Below are 14,842 nucleotides of genomic sequence, written 5' to 3'. Positions count from 1 at the left end.
AGTGCTAACGACGCTCCATACTGACGTATTCCGTCGAATCAGTCCACCGTGACCGGCTCGCGGTGACCGATCGCACGTGCGACGGTGTGCCCCGATGACCTCGGAGTCAGCCGCGAACGCAGGGCCAGCAGGGTCATCAGCGCCAGCACGGTTCCGGCCAGAGGCACCAGGAAACCGGTGCTCGCGCCATGGGCGTCGGCGAGTTGCCCCGCCACGGTCACGGCCGCGGCCTGGCCGAGTGCCACGGCGCCCGTCAGCCAGGTGAAGGCCTCGGTGCGGGCGGTGGCGGGCACCAGCGCGTCGACCAGGGTGTAGCCGCTGATCAGCGCCGGAGCGATGCACAGGCCGACCAGCAGGCCGAGCCCGGCCAGCAGCGGCACCGAGTGCACGGCCCACAGGCCGGACGCGGTGAGGGTCAGCGCCACGTATCCGACGATCAGCCGTCGGCGCGGGCTGCTCTTCCAGGCGATGGCGCCGCAGGCGATGCCGGCCAGCATGTTGCCCGCCGCGAAGACTCCGTAGAGGACACCGTTCACTCCGGGGTGACCGATCTCCTCGGAGAACGCGGTCAGCGAGACCTGCATCCCGCCGAAGACCGCGCCGATGCCCAGGAAGGCGACGGCCAGGACGCGTACACCCGGCACGGAGAGCGCCGAGGCGTGCGGTTCGGCCGCGGTGGCGGCGTTGCGAGGGGCGGGCTGGGTGGCGCGCTGCGCGGCGAAGAACAGGCCGCCGACCAGGGTCAGGGCGGCTTCCGTGATCAGACCGGCCGCCGGGTGCACGCCGGTGCAGAGCGCGGTGGCGATCACCGGGCCGAGTACGAACGTGAACTCGTCCGTCACCGACTCGAACGCGGCCGCGGTGGACATCAGCGGAGAGGCGGGCCGGTCGGGGGTCGCCCCCAGCATCGCCGCCCAGCGGGCCCGCACCATGGGGCCGATCTGCGGGATGGAGGCGCCGGTCGGCACGGCGGCGACGAACAGCGCCCACAGGGGCGCGTCCGTCAGCGCCAGTACGGTCAGGGCGCTCACGGAGACGGCGTGGAGGAGCACCCCGGGCAGCAGGACGGCGCGCTGACCGAAGCGGTCGGCGAGCTTGCCGCTCTGCGGGGCGAACAGCGCCATGGAGACGCCGGAGACCGCCGCGACGGCGCCCGCGCTGCCGTACGAGCCGGTGGTGTGCTGCACGAGGAGGACGATGCCGATGGTGAGCATCGCGAAGGGCTGCCGTGCGGCGAAGCCCGGGAGGAGGAAGGTCCACGCACCGGGGGTGCGCAGGAGTTGCCCGTATCCGGGGCGGTCGGAGACCGTGGTCGCCACGGTCCTTGCCTTTCTGCCGCCTGGTGGCCCTGCTTCCCGGCGCCCTTGTGGGGCGGGCCGGACGGAAGCGGCCGAGAGCTGTCCTCTTCGCGCGGAACTGCGGTAGATGCCGGGCGACTCGCTGCAATCGGCGAAGAAACGCCGGGCGAAGAGACACCACGACCGCCATACGGTCGCGCCAGCTCTGCTTCAGACAGAGTTGGTCGATCAGGTTTGCCCTTAATCGTACAGGTAGGAAGCCCTGTGTGCCTGTGATTGCGTCCAGGGCTTCCGTATCGGCCTGTGATCTGCGACGCGTGCGCTGCGGATTACCTGAGTCATCGCCTCAGGGGGCCTCAGGAGGCTCCAGGGAGCAGCCTCAGGAGCTGGTCTTCGTGCCGCTGCCGTTCACGCTTCCACTTCCACGTCCACTTCCATTCCCGCTGCCGCTGCCGCTGCCGTTGGCGTTGGCGCTGGCACCGGCACCGCCGAGCTTCTTGGCCAGCTTCATCGCCTGGGGGATGGCTGAACCGCCATGGGGTCCCGCCGTGCCGGGCGCGCCGGCAGCGGGGAGTCTGCCCGTGCCCAGCCAGCCGGCCAGTTTGCCGCCCTCACCGACGGCCCGCAGCCGTTCCTCGGCCCTGTCGCGCACCGGATCGGTGGCCACCACCAGCAGTTCGTCCCCGCGCCGCAGCACCGTCGCCGGGGACGGCACGAAGCTCTTGCCCTCACGGACCACCAGGGTGACCGCGGCACCCGCCGGGAGCCGGAGCTCGCTGACCTCGACGCCGTGCATCTTGGACTTCGTGGGGATGGCTACTGACAGCAGGTGTCCGCGCAGCCGCTCCAGCGGGGCCGACTCGATGCCCAGGTCGGCGGCCTCGGCCGGATCGTCCGCGATGTTCAGTTTGTTGGCGACCCAGGGCAGCGTCGGGCCCTGGATCAGGGTGTAGACGATGACCAGGACGAACACGATGTTGAAGATTCTCGTACTGCCCTCCACTCCGGACACCATCGGAATGGTCGCCAGGACGATGGGCACCGCTCCGCGCAGCCCGGCCCAGGACATCAGGATCTTCTCGCGGGCCGGCAGCCGGAACGGCGCGAGGCTCAGGAAGACCGACAACGGTCGCGCCACCATGGTCAGCACCAGACCCACGACGATGGCGGGCCAGAAGTCGTCGACCAGGTCGTGCGGGGTGACGAGCAGGCCGAGCAGCACGAACATGCCGATCTGGGCCAGCCAGCCGAGCCCGTCGGCGAAGCCCCGGGTGGCGGGCCAGTGCGGCAGCTTGGAGTTGCCGAGGATCATCGCGGCCAGGTAGACGGCGAGGAACCCGCTGCCGTGGGCCATGGCGCCCGCCGCGTACGCGGAGACGGCGATGGCCATCACGGCGATCGGGTAGAGGCCGGAGGCGGGCAGCGCCACGTGCCGCAGCCCCAGGGACCCCAGCCAGCCCACCGCGATGCCGATCGCGGCGCCGATGGCCAGCTCCATGGCGATCTCCGCGACCAGGACGTACCAGTGCTCGACCGGGCCGGCCGCGGAGAACGCGACGACCAGGATGACGACGGGAGCGTCGTTGAACCCCGACTCGGCCTCCAGGACCCCGTTGATCCGGGGCGGCAGGGGCACCTTGCGCAGTACGGAGAAGACGGCCGCCGCGTCGGTCGAGGAGACGACCGCGCCGATGATGAGGGCCTGGCGCCAGTCCAGGCCGACCAGGTAGTGCGCGGCGGCGGCGGTGATGCTCACGCTGATGCCGACGCCGACGGTCGAGATCACCGCGGCCGCGGGCAGGACGGGTCTGACTTCTTTCCACTTCGCCCCGAGTCCCCCCTCGGCCAGGATGACGACCAGTGCGGCGTAGCCGAAGACCTGCGTCAGCTCGGCGTTGTCGAACTTGACGTCGAAGATGCCGTCCTGCCCCAGGGCGATCCCGATGCCGAGATACAGGAGCAGGCTGGGGAGCCCGCTGCGCGAGGAGATCCGTACCGCCACCACGGCGACGAGCAGGACGAGCGAGCAGACGAGCAGGAGTTCGTTGAGCGCGTGGACAGTCAGGGTCCGTTCCTTCCCTGCGTGCGCCTGCCGGATCGTCCTCCGGCAGCCAGTTACTTCGTTACCTTACCTAATCTTTAACGATTCCTTGACGGCTTCGAGTGTTCGTACGAGGAAGACGCAAATGGATGCATCCCTATACCGCGTCCGAGTGGCTTCTCCGCTGCGCCTATGGTTGCTCCTGCACTCCCAGGACCACCCTGCCCCTCGAAGGACAGCGATGCCCGCCAACACAACCGCCTCTTCCGGACCTTCCGACGCGAAGAAGCCCGGCAGGAAGAAGGGGCGACGCGCCCGCCTGCTCGTGCTCGTCCTGGTGCTGGCGCTCGTCGCGGGTGTCGGATACGGGGCGTACTGGTCCGTCTCCACGGTGCGGGCCTCGTACCCGCAGACCACCGGGTCGATGACTCTCGACGGCCTTTCCGGCGACGTCGAGGTCAAACGTGACTCCTACGGAATCCCGCAGATCTACGCGGACTCCGACGCCGACCTCTTCCGCGCCCAGGGCTTCGTCCAGGCCCAGGACCGTTTCTGGGAGATGGACGTGCGGCGGCACATGACGTCCGGCCGGCTCTCCGAGATGTTCGGTTCCGGACAGGTGGAGACCGATTCCTTCCTGCGGACGCTCGGCTGGCGGAAGGTGGCGCAGAAGGAGTACGACACGGTCCTGGACGAGAGCACCAAGAAGAACCTCCAGTCGTACGCGGAGGGCGTCAACGCGTATCTGAAGGGCAAGGAAGGCCGGGACATCTCGGTCGAGTACGCGGCTCTGGGGTTGACCAACGACTACAAGCCCGGCGAGTGGACCCCGGTCGACTCGGTGGCCTGGCTGAAGGCGATGGCCTGGGACCTGCGCGGCAACATGCAGGACGAGATCGACCGTTCGCTGCTGACCAGCCGCCTCGACAAGGACCAGATCGAGGACCTGTACCCCGGCTACCCGTACAAGCGGAACAGGCCGATCGTCGAGAACGGCGCGATCTCTCCGGTCACCGGCAAGTTCGACCCCGAGGCGACCCCGTCGGACACCATCGGATCGTCGACCCCCGAGGGCGCCACCGAGGGCCTCAGCACCCAGATGGCCGCCCTCTCGGACACCCTCGACGAGATCCCGGCGCTGCTCGGCCCGAACGGCAACGGCATCGGTTCGAACTCCTGGGTCGTCGACGGCAAGCACACGACGTCCGGCAAGGCGCTGCTCGCGAACGACCCGCACCTCGCGCCGATGCTGCCCTCCCTCTGGTACCAGATGGGCCTGCACTGCCGGGAGCTCTCCAGGACCTGCCAGTACGACACGGCCGGCTACACCTTCTCCGGCATGCCCGGTGTGATCATCGGTCACAACCAGGACATCGCCTGGGGCCTCACCAACCTGGGCGCCGACGTCACCGACCTCTTCCTGGAGAAGGTCTCCGACGACGGCTACCTGTACGACGGCGAGACCAAGTCCTTCAAGACCCGCGAGGAGACCATCAAGGTCGCCGGCGGCAGGGACCGGACGATCACCGTCCGCGAGACGAACAACGGCCCCCTGGTCTCCGACCGCAGCAAGGAGCTGGACAAGGTCGGCCAGAAGGCCCCCGTCAGCAACGCGGCCCCGGACCGGGCCGACGGCTACGCGGTGGCGCTGAAGTGGACCGCGCTGGAACCGGGCAAGTCCATGGACGCCGTCTTCGCGCTCAACCGGGCCACGGACTTCACCACCTTCCGGAAGGCCGCCGAGAACTTCGAGGTCCCCTCGCAGAACCTCATCTACGCCGACACCGAGGGCAACATCGGCTACCAGGCCCCCGGCAAGATCCCGGTCCGCTCCGAGGGCTACGACGGCACGGCGCCGGCGCCGGGCTGGGACCCGAAGTACGCGTGGGAGGGGTACATCCCCTTCGAGGAACTGCCGTACGAGTACAACCCGGACCGCGGCTTCATCGTCACCGCGAACCAGGCGGTCATCGACGAGGAGAAGTACCCCCACCTCCTGACCAAGGACTGGGGCTACGGCGCCCGCAGTCAGCGGATCAACGACCTCCTGACCCAGAAGATCAAGGGCGGCGAGAAGGTCTCGACCGATGACATGCAGAAGATGCAGATGGACAACTTCAGCGAGATCGCCGCGCTGCTGGTGCCCGAGCTGAAGAAGATCAACATCTCCGACCCGAGCGTCCGCGAGGCCCAGAAGCTGCTGGAGGGCTGGGACTACACCCAGGAACCCGACTCGGCCGCCGCCGCGTACTTCAACGGCGTCTGGCGCAACATCCTGAAGCTCGCCTTCGGCAACAAGCTGCCCAAGGAGATGCGGGTCGAGGGCGACTGCCTCAACGTGCCGCCGGCCAAGAACAGCGGCCCGGTCGACCAGCAGAAGAAGCTCGTCCGCGAGTGCGGCCAGCGCGACGGCGACACCGCGCAGCCGGACGGCGGCGACCGCTGGTTCCAGGTGGTCCGCGACATCGTCGACGACCAGGACAACGAGTGGTGGAAGGCCCCCGCCCGAGGCCGCGAGGACGCCCTGGAGAGCCGGGACGACCTGTTCGCCCGGGCGATGGAGGACGCCCGCTGGGAGCTGACCTCCAAGCTCGGCAAGAACATCAACACCTGGAGTTGGGGTCGCCTGCACCGGCTGACGCTGAAGAACCAGACCCTCGGCACCGAAGGCCCCGGCCTGCTCCAGCGCGCGCTCAACCGCGGCCCCTGGAACCTCGGCGGCGGCGAGGCGGCGGTCAACGCCACCGGCTGGAACGCGGCGGGCGGCTACGAGGTCGTCTGGGTGCCGTCGATGCGGATGGTCGTCAACGTGGGGGACTGGGACAAGTCCCGCTGGATCAACCTCAGCGGAGCCTCCGGGCACGCGTTCAGCGCGCACTACACCGATCAGACCGACAAGTGGGTCGACGGTGAACTGCTCGACTGGTCCTTCGGGGCGGACGCGGTCGACGCGTCCACCGTCGACACGCTGACGCTGAAACCGTAGGCCTATCGAGGGTTCACGAAGCGCCGCGCTCCGGCCGGTGTGACCACCGCGTCCACGGGGTGGTCGTGCGGTTCCGAGGGGACCCGCGCGACCACCTCGTCGTCGTACAGGAGCACGACGAGCGCAGGGTGGGCCCCGGCAGCCGTCAGCCGGGCCAGCACCCGGTCGTAACTGCCGCCGCCGCGCCCCAGCCGCATCCCGGCGCCGTCCACCGCCAGGCCGGGCAGCAGCACCGCCTCGGCTTCGAGGACGGCGGCGGGGCCCAGGCGCGGACCGTCCGGCTCAAGGAGCCCCCGCCCGGCCGGGAGCAGGTGCTCCGGGCCCTCGTAGGCCGCCCAGTCCAGGTCGTTGTCGGTCAGGAGGACCGGCAGCAGCACCCGGACGCCACGCCCGCGCAGCGCTTCCAGGAGGGCGCGGGTGCCCGGTTCGCGCCCCACGGAGACGTACGCGGCGACCGTACGGGCGTCGGCCAGTTCGGGCAGGCCCAGGGCCGCCTCGGCCAGAACCGCGGCCGTCCGGGCGGCGTCCTCCTTCGTCAGGAGGGCCCGCGCGGCGAGCAGTTCGCGCCGCAGGGAGCTCTTCGCGGCCGGCTTTCCGGACTTGTCGGTGTTCAAGGGTGACTCGCACGATTCTCGTATGGGCATATTTACGGACGAAGTTAACCGGAATATCAGCTTCCGGCCGTGTGCAGCCGTTAAGGTCTGCACATGACTCAGTCGCCCCCCAGGATCAGCAAGGCCGTCATTCCGGCAGCAGGTCTCGGCACCCGGTTCCTGCCCGCCACGAAGGCCACTCCCAAAGAGATGCTGCCTGTCGTCGACAAGCCGGCCATCCAGTATGTGGTCGAAGAGGCCGTGGCAGCGGGCCTCTCCGACGTGCTGATGATCACCGGGCGCAACAAGCGTCCCCTCGAGGACCACTTCGACCGCAACTACGAGCTGGAGTCCGCGCTCACCCGCAAGGGCGACGGCGAACGCCTCGCCAAGGTCCAGGAGTCCAGCGACCTGGCCACCATGCACTATGTGCGACAGGGCGACCCCCGCGGCCTCGGGCACGCCGTGCTCTGCGCCGCCCCGCACGTGGGCGACCAGCCCTTCGCGGTGCTCCTCGGCGACGACCTGATCGACCCGCGCGACGCCCTGCTGGCCCGGATGGTCGAGGTCCAGGAGCGTGAGGGCGGCAGCGTCATCGCCCTGATGGAGGTCGAGCCCTCGCAGGTCCATCTCTACGGCTGCGCCGCCGCGGACGCCACCGTCGACGGCGACGTGGTCCGCATCACCGACCTGGTCGAGAAGCCGGACCCGGCCGACGCCCCCAGCAACCTCGCCATCATCGGCCGGTACGTCCTGGACCCCGCGGTCTTCGGCATACTGCGACACACCGAGCCGGGCCGCGGCGGCGAGATCCAGCTCACCGACGCGCTCCAGCTGCTCGCCGCGGACGAGAAGATCGGCGGCCCCGTGCACGGCGTCGTCTTCAAGGGCCGCCGCTATGACACCGGCGACCGCAGCGACTATCTGCGCGCCATTGTCAGACTGGCGTGCGAACGTGAAGACCTGGGGCCGGACTTCCGGACCTGGCTGCGCAAGTACGTCGCTGAGGAGATGTAACCCTGTGAGCAGCACGATCTGGTCGGTGGACGAGCACCTGGACGACATCCTCGCGACGGTGAGGCCGCTGGAGCCCATCGAGTTGCAGCTGCCGGACGCGCAGGGCTGCGTCCTCGTCCAGGACGTCGTCGTGGAGGTGGCCCTGCCGCCGTTCGACAACAGCTCCATGGACGGTTACGCGGTCCGGATCGCCGATGTCGAGGGCGCCAGCGAGGAGTTCCCCGCGGTCCTCACCGTCATCGGCGACGTCGCCGCGGGCAGTGCGGGGCTCGCCGACGACCAGGTCGTGGGACCGGGACAGGCCGCCCGCGTCATGACGGGCGCGCCGCTGCCCGCCGGTGCGGAGGCCGTGGTCCCGGTGGAGTGGACCGACGGCGGTACGGGCGAGGGCCCGGCCGCCGCCATGCGCGCCCACAGCGACGCGCCCGAGGGCGCCACCGGCGAGGTCAGGGTGCACCGGCCCGTCGTGGCCGGCGCCCATGTGCGCGAGCGCGGCAGCGATGTCAGGCCGGGCGATCTGGCCCTGGCCGCCGGGTCGGTCGTCGGCCCCCCGCAGATCGGGCTGCTCGCGGCGATCGGCTGCGCCACCGTGGTCGTACGGCCCCGCCCCCGCGTGGTCGTCCTGTCCACCGGCAGCGAACTGGTGCAGCCCGGCGAGCAGCTGACCGGCGGCCAGATCTACGACTCCAACAGCTTCGCGCTGACGGCCGCCGCCCGGGACGCCGGAGCCATCGCCTACCGGGTCGGCGCGGTGACCGACGACGCCGGGACACTGCGCGCCACCATCGAGGACCAGCTGATCCGCGCGGACGTCGTGGTCACCACGGGCGGTGTCAGCGTCGGCGCGTACGACGTGGTCAAGGAGGCGCTGTCCTCCGTCGGGGACGAGGACGAGCCGGGCGGCGGGGTCGAGTTCCGCAAGCTCGCCATGCAGCCCGGCAAGCCGCAGGGCTTCGGCTCGATCGGCCCGGACCACACCCCGTTGCTGGCCCTGCCGGGCAACCCGGTCTCCGCCTATGTCTCCTTCGAGTTGTTCGTCCGCCCCGCCATCCGTGCCCTGATGGGCCTCACCGACGTGCACCGCCCGACGGCCCGCGCCCGGCTGAGCGCCGACAAGGCGCTCACGTCGCCGGACGGCCGGCGGCAGTTCCTGCGCGGCCGGTACGACGCCGAGGCGGGGACGGTCGCTCCGGTCGGCGGTTCCGGTTCGCATCTGATCGCCGCGCTCGCGCAGGCGGACGTGCTGATCGTGGTGCCGGAGGACGTCACCTCGGTCGAGCCCGGCACGGAGACGGACGTGATCCTGCTCGGCTGACCGCCGCCCGGTGGCGGTACGGTATCTGCCGCCGTGCCTTCCGGGGGACCCCCTCCGGTTCCCCGAGGCGTAACGGGCGCCCCTACCGCTAGGCGGAGTGAGTTGAGTACGCAGAACAGGCTGACGCACATCGACGAGGCGGGCGCGGCCCGCATGGTCGACGTGTCGGAGAAGGACGTCACCACCCGCGTCGCCCGCGCCGCCGGACGGGTACTCGTCTCGCCGCGCGTGATCGAGCTGCTGCGGGGCGAGGGAGTCCCCAAGGGCGACGCCCTCGCCACCGCCAGGATCGCCGGGATCATGGGGGCCAAGCGCACCCCGGACCTGATCCCGCTCTGCCATCCGCTGGCTGTTTCCGGCGTGAAGGTCGATCTGAGCCTGGCCGACGACGCGGTGGAGATCACGGCCACCGTGAAGACGACGGACCGCACGGGCGTCGAGATGGAGGCCCTCACCGCGGTCTCGGTGGCCGCCCTCACGGTGATCGACATGATCAAGGCCGTCGACAAGAGCGCGGTCATCACCGACGTACGGGTCGAGGCGAAGTCGGGCGGCAAGTCCGGCGACTACCGGCGCACCACGCCGCAGGGACCGGACGCGTGACGCCGCCCGGGCCCGGAACCTCCGGCCACGAACCGCGGACGCCCGGGCCCGGAACCTCGGGCCACGAATTGCGGGCGCTCGCACAGGGTGCCCCCGGCCACGAGCGGCGGACGACCGTGCCCGCCGGCGTCGAGCTGCCCTCCCCGCTCACCGCTCTCGTCGTCACCGCCTCCAACCGGGCATCCGCCGGGGTGTACGCGGACCGGGGCGGCCCGCTGATCGCCGAAGCGCTGACCGGTCTCGGCTTCACGGTCGACGGCCCGCAGGTCGTCCCCGACGGTGACCCGGTCGAGGCGGCCCTGCGCGCGGGCGTCGCCGCCGGGTACGACGCGATCATCACCACCGGCGGTACGGGCATCTCGCCCACCGACGCCACGCCCGAGGCCACCCGTCGCGTCCTCGACCACGAGATCCCCGGCATCCCGGAGGCGATCCGGGCCGAGGGCCTGGCCAAGGTCCCGACCGCCGCCCTCTCCCGGGGCCTCGCGGGTGTGGCCTCCCGCACCCTGATCGTCAACCTCCCCGGCTCCACCGGAGGGGTGAAGGACGGGCTGGCGGTCCTCGGCCGGCTCCTGGTGCACGCCGTCGATCAGCTCCGCGGCGGCGACCATCCCCGACCGGGGAGCCCGAGCTGAACATCGGGACCTGGCCGGTGACGCTGACCGACGGCGAGATCGTCCTGCGCCCGATAAGAATGCGCGACCAGCGGATGTGGCGCGAGGTCAACCGGCGCAACCGTGACTGGCTGCGTCCCTGGGAGGCGACGGTCCCGCCGCCCGCCCCCGGCGGTCCGATGGCGCGGCGCCCCACGTACCGGCAGATGGTCCGCCACCTGCGCGCCGAGGCCAACGCCGGGCGGATGTTGCCGTTCGCCATCGAGTACGAGGGCCGGCTGGTCGGCCAGCTCACGGTCGCGGGGATCACGTGGGGCTCGATGTGTTCCGGGCACGTCGGTTACTGGGTCGATCAGAGCGTCGCCGGGCGCGGCGTCATGCCGACGGCCGTGGCCCTCGCCGTGGACCACTGCTTCCGCGCCGTGGGCCTGCACCGCATCGAGGTCTGCATTCGTCCGGAGAATGGTCCCAGCCGCAGGGTGGTGGAGAAACTCGGATTCCGCTCGGAGGGCGTGCGCCCGCGCTATCTCCACATCGACGGCGCCTGGCGGGACCACCTGATCTTCGCCCTCACCGCCGAGGAAGTGCCCGAGGGGATGCTCCGGCGCTGGCACCGGTCGCGCCCGGTGACGCCAAGGAGCCCGGACCGACCGACAGAATAAAATAAGTGTTCGAATGTGATCGCCTGATGACCGCATGGGGGCGGGCTATCGGCGGCTGTTGATCCGAACAAGCACAAAAAAAGTCCGGGATATCGGCCGGATCGTGCGACACACCGGGCCAATTGGCGGATCCTTCCGCGCAAACCCCTCTACGGTGTGAGCGTGAGCAGCAGCGGCCTCATCTACGCAGTCATCGTCGGGGCCTGGGCCGCCTACTTGGTACCGATGTGGCTCCGCAGGCAGGACGAGCTCAACGAGGCCCGTCCGACGGAACGCTTCAGCACCGCCATCCGGCTGCTGTCCGGACGGGCGGCGATGGAGCGCCGGTATGCCAAGGAGCTGCGGGAGCGGACCGCCGAGGAGGCGACGCCCGACGTCGACCCGGACCGGGAAACGGATCGCATGGAATCCGTGGACGTCCGGGCCTTTGCCGCGCCTCCGGCGCACACGGAAGCCAGGCTGACCGACCCGGCGCACGCTCCCCAGCGCGCCCCGGACCACCAGACTGGCGACCGCCCGGCGCACGACCGGCGGGCGGCGCATCAGCCGTCGGGCCGTCAGGCGCACGAGCGCCGGTCCGACAAGCGCCCCACGGACGACGTGCCCCTCGCCCGGCGACGCCCCCGCTCCGGCGCGGCCGACGCCGAGCAGGCCCGGCGTGCCCAGCGCTCCCAGGTGCTGGCGCGGCGCAGGCGGACCACCGTCGTCCTCTTCCTGGCCTTCACCCTCGGGGCGGTCGTCGCGGCGGTCGGCGGCCTCGGCTTCCTGTGGGCGCCCGCGGTGCCTGCCGTGCTGCTGAGCACGTACATCGTGCATCTGCGCGCCCAGGAGCGCCGACGGTTCGCCTTCACCATGGACCGCCGCCGGGCCGAGGTCGCCGCGCAGCGGCTGCGTGAGAACCGCCCCCGCAGGCACCAGCCCACGGCGCCCGCCCCCGCCGAGCCCGACGACGACTCCGAGGCCCACCACCGGGATCCGGAGCCGGAGCCGAAGCCCACGGTCTCCCCCCAGGAGGCCGGCCGCCGCGCCCTCGTCGAGCAGACGGATCACGCGGAGTGGGTGGACCAGCAGCGCGAGCGCGGTCGCGTCCAGGGCGACAGCTGGGAGCCCGTTCCCGTACCGCTGCCCACCTATGTCACCGCGCCCGTCGCCCCCCGGGCCACGGGCGGCGTGGAGGTCAACGACCCGGAGACCTGGAGCGCGGCCCGCTCCAGCACCGCCGAGCCCACCCAGACGGGCACGTCGCACCCGACGGCCCCCGCGGTCGACCCGGCCCCGCGTCAGCGCACGAACCCGTCCCGCCGCAACCGCGACCGGGGCCGGACGCCGCTCTTCGACCAGTACGACGACGAGGACCGGCCGCGTGCGGCCAACGAGTGAGGCGGTGGGTGGAGCTCGGAAATCCCGACACTCCTGACCAGCGGAGGAACGGATTTCCAAGCACCCCTGCGGGGGTGCTAGAGTTTCACACGTCGCAAGGGCCTGTGGCGCAGTCTGGTAGCGCACCTCGTTCGCATCGAGGGGGTCTGGGGTTCAAATCCCCACAGGTCCACAAGACGACTGTTCTTGAGTCAGCTCGGGAATGGTTGACGGAATCCCGTCCGATCTACTGATCGGGCGGGATTCCGGCGTTCCCGGGTCCTGTTCGAGGCGCTGTGCGAGCGCGAGTGGGTCCGGGAGGAGTGATCGGGGACTGTGAGCCGGACTCTCGGGGGTGGTTCGGCTGTGGGAGGCAGGCCGACTGTTCTCGGGCACGCGGGGACACGGTGTGGCGCCGGGAGATCAGTAGGCGATGCGGACTGCTGGGCGGAGGGAGTCCGTGGGCGGGACGAGACGGTCGGCGCCGCTGTGCGGCAGCGGGCCATCCTCCCGCAGCCGGACCGGATTCACGGCCGCGGCCGGCCGCCACCTCGCGCGGGGTGAGTCCGTAGCTCGCCCCGAGCCCCAGCAGGGCGAGCCCGTCGGTGCGCTGCCGGCGCGGCAGATGCGCCGCGCAGGGCCCCAGGCCGGCCAACCCCGCCCGAGCGCAAGGGCTGGTGCGCATTGATCGCGGCGTGCAGCCGGGCCGGGGCGCCTCGACGTCCGCTCCCCGTCGGCGGGGCCGACGCACAGCGTTCCATCCGGCTACCCGGTTTCCTGGCTGCCCGGCCTTCCGCTCAGCTCTTGTCGATGCTCCATGCCCAGAACTTTCCCTTCGCGATGCGCGTGAAGAGCGTGTTGAAGTCGGCCTTGACGGCCTCAGGGGTCTTGTCCGGCGGAAACAGCGGCGCGATGTCCTGCCGTTCGAGCGGCAGGCCGTTCACCACCCGCTGCTTGTAGGCGTTGTAGACCTTCGCGATGTCGGCACGTACGGTCGGCCCCTCGCTGTTGCCGATGATCGGGGCTCCGCGCTTGCGGTCGTCGTTGGTGGCGGCGATGGAGGCGATGTCCATCAGGAAGCAGTCGATCAGGTCGGTGACGTCCTGTTCCTGGGCGTTCTCCGCATGGTCGTGCACGTCTTGCAGCAGCAGTTGCGCCATCTCCAGGGTGACGTCGCGGTAGATGGTGAAGCGCGGGCTGCCGGGGATGGCGCCGAGGACGTGGTCGGCCTGCTTGGCGGTGTCGGAGTTCATGGACACGAATCCGTCGGGTCCTCCCCTGTCCTCGCCCTCAAGGCCCGGCACGGGGAAGGGCATGCCCCTGAAGCCGCTCTCCTCCCCCCGCATGTTCGGCAGGCTCTCCGCGAGCGGGTGGATGCCGAACTCGTGGCAGAGCATCCCGGCGATGTAGCCGATGTCGTAGTTCTCGAAGTAGTAGGAGGCGAGGTTGACGAACACGCCCGCCTCCCCCTTGTCGATCACGTCCGCGGGGGTCTCCGTGGTGCGCTTCTCCAGCGTGATCTCGCACCGGCGGTCCCCGAGGTACTGCTGGATCGCGGTGTGGGAGCCGAGGAGCTGGAGTATCCGCTCGGCTTTGCCCCTGGATTCCTCGTGCTTGGCGGACACGTTGGTGAACGTGATCTGACCGAAGGACAGTTGCGCGCGCTGGATCGTCCGTGCTGATCGCTGCAGCGGGCGCGTGCCGCCCGCGTCGGCCGTCGCCTCCGGTCGTCCTTCTTCCCTCACCGGCCCGGACATCACCCGCGTCGCGTTGGCTTCCGCTTCGCGTTCGAACCGGTCCGAGGGGTCCGACACCCGCAACCCCGATCCGTTGTCGGTGCCGGCGACGGGCCCCTGCCGCTGCTGGATGACGTGGGTCAGTTCGTGGGCGAGGGTGTGCTTGTCGGTGCCGCCGTCGCCGAGGACGACGTGGTTGCCGGAGGTGTACGCGCGGGCGCCGACCTCTGCGGCCGATGCTTTGGCGGCGCTGTCGTTGTGGATGCGGACGTCGGAGAAGTCGGCACCGAGGCGGGCCTCCATGTCGCCGCGGGTGGCGTCGTCCAGGGGGCGGCCGCCTGAGCGCAGGACGCTGTGGACGGCCGAGCGCTGCACGGTGGCCGGTGCGGTCTGCCGGTGGCCGCAGTCGGCGTCGTGCTGATGCCGTGACTCCTCGACCATGCGGGCCACGACGGCGTTGCCCGCCGTGCGCTGCAGGGCCAGGAGTGCCGGTACGGGGGTGCTTTCCGGCCGCTGCCCCTGGCGTGCGGTCGCGGGGGTCGGGGTGGCCGGGCCCCGGGCGGGCTTTGCCTCACTGCCTGCATGACCGTTGTCTCGCGTGCGCACACCGGGGCCTTT

Annotated in this window: 11 protein-coding genes and 1 tRNA gene; 8 read left to right on the top strand and 4 right to left on the bottom strand. The window is 70.8% G+C overall.

Going from position 1 to position 14,842, the window contains the following annotated elements; all coding sequences use genetic code 11:
• Window positions 1-38 precede the first annotated feature (38 nt).
• Together ACH4RG_RS24355 and ACH4RG_RS24350 are read right to left on the bottom strand one after the other, a co-directional pair.
• Complete coding sequence (locus tag ACH4RG_RS24355) at window positions 39-1,319, bottom strand: MFS transporter (protein WP_397920919.1); 1,281 nt, start codon at window positions 1,317-1,319, stop codon at window positions 39-41.
• 358 nt (window positions 1,320-1,677) lie between these two features.
• Entirely contained in the window at window positions 1,678-3,303 is a 1,626-nt protein-coding gene (locus ACH4RG_RS24350) for a potassium/proton antiporter (RefSeq protein WP_398540238.1), read from the bottom strand.
• A gap of 277 nt (window positions 3,304-3,580) precedes the next feature.
• On the opposite strand from ACH4RG_RS24350, the gene ACH4RG_RS24345 reads away from it, so the two are divergent.
• Entirely contained in the window at window positions 3,581-6,325 is a 2,745-nt protein-coding gene (locus ACH4RG_RS24345; protein WP_397920923.1) for a penicillin acylase family protein, read from the top strand.
• Window positions 6,326-6,327: 2 nt separating this feature from the next.
• Here the strand turns inward: ACH4RG_RS24345 and ACH4RG_RS24340 are convergent, their stop codons facing one another.
• Window positions 6,328-6,939, bottom strand: a complete 612-nt coding sequence (locus ACH4RG_RS24340; protein ID WP_397920925.1) for a 5-formyltetrahydrofolate cyclo-ligase — start codon at window positions 6,937-6,939, stop codon at window positions 6,328-6,330.
• 93 nt (window positions 6,940-7,032) lie between these two features.
• On the opposite strand from ACH4RG_RS24340, the gene galU reads away from it, so the two are divergent.
• The 7 genes from galU (at window position 7,033) to ACH4RG_RS24305 (ending at window position 12,681) form a co-directional block, all read left to right on the top strand.
• Window positions 7,033-7,935, top strand: coding sequence for a UTP--glucose-1-phosphate uridylyltransferase GalU (gene galU, locus ACH4RG_RS24335; RefSeq protein WP_397920927.1), 903 nt, complete (start codon window positions 7,033-7,035; stop codon window positions 7,933-7,935).
• A gap of 4 nt (window positions 7,936-7,939) precedes the next feature.
• A complete protein-coding gene (gene glp, locus ACH4RG_RS24330; RefSeq protein ID WP_397920929.1) occupies window positions 7,940-9,250 on the top strand; it encodes a gephyrin-like molybdotransferase Glp in 1,311 nt (436 codons plus the stop codon).
• 102 nt (window positions 9,251-9,352) lie between these two features.
• A complete protein-coding gene (gene moaC, locus ACH4RG_RS24325; protein WP_397920931.1) occupies window positions 9,353-9,853 on the top strand; it encodes a cyclic pyranopterin monophosphate synthase MoaC in 501 nt (166 codons plus the stop codon).
• 134 nt (window positions 9,854-9,987) lie between these two features.
• Window positions 9,988-10,488 carry a molybdenum cofactor biosynthesis protein B gene (locus ACH4RG_RS24320; protein ID WP_397921736.1) on the top strand — a complete coding sequence of 167 codons (501 nt, stop codon included), beginning with the start codon at window positions 9,988-9,990 and terminating at the stop codon, window positions 10,486-10,488.
• Window positions 10,489-10,505: 17 nt separating this feature from the next.
• The gene (locus ACH4RG_RS24315) at window positions 10,506-11,129 is read left to right on the top strand and encodes a GNAT family N-acetyltransferase (RefSeq protein WP_397920933.1); all 624 of its coding nucleotides are present in this window, start codon (window positions 10,506-10,508) and stop codon (window positions 11,127-11,129) included.
• Window positions 11,130-11,291: 162 nt separating this feature from the next.
• A complete protein-coding gene (gene glpR / locus ACH4RG_RS24310) occupies window positions 11,292-12,509 on the top strand; it encodes a gephyrin-like molybdotransferase receptor GlpR (RefSeq protein ID WP_397920935.1) in 1,218 nt (405 codons plus the stop codon).
• 98 nt (window positions 12,510-12,607) lie between these two features.
• Window positions 12,608-12,681, top strand: a tRNA-Ala gene (locus ACH4RG_RS24305).
• Window positions 12,682-13,285: 604 nt separating this feature from the next.
• Here ACH4RG_RS24305 and ACH4RG_RS24300 read toward each other — a convergent pair.
• Window positions 13,286-14,830, bottom strand: coding sequence for a DUF4157 domain-containing protein (locus tag ACH4RG_RS24300; protein WP_397920937.1), 1,545 nt, complete (start codon window positions 14,828-14,830; stop codon window positions 13,286-13,288).
• Between the last annotated feature and the right edge of the window lie 12 nt (window positions 14,831-14,842).

Source organism: Streptomyces sp. NPDC021019, assembly GCF_044333295.1.
Lineage (GTDB): Bacteria > Actinomycetota > Actinomycetes > Streptomycetales > Streptomycetaceae > Streptomyces.
Note: the sequence above shows the minus strand (reverse complement) of the source record. Positions and strands in the feature narration are given on the sequence as shown.

What these genes read in the sequence shown, in the direction of transcription:
- ACH4RG_RS24345 (WP_397920923.1), top strand. Translation starts at nt 3,581, where the DNA reads ATGCCCGCCAACACAACCGCCTCTTCCGGACCTTCCGACGCGAAGAAG.
- galU (WP_397920927.1), top strand. Translation starts at nt 7,033, where the DNA reads ATGACTCAGTCGCCCCCCAGGATCAGCAAGGCCGTCATTCCGGCAGCA.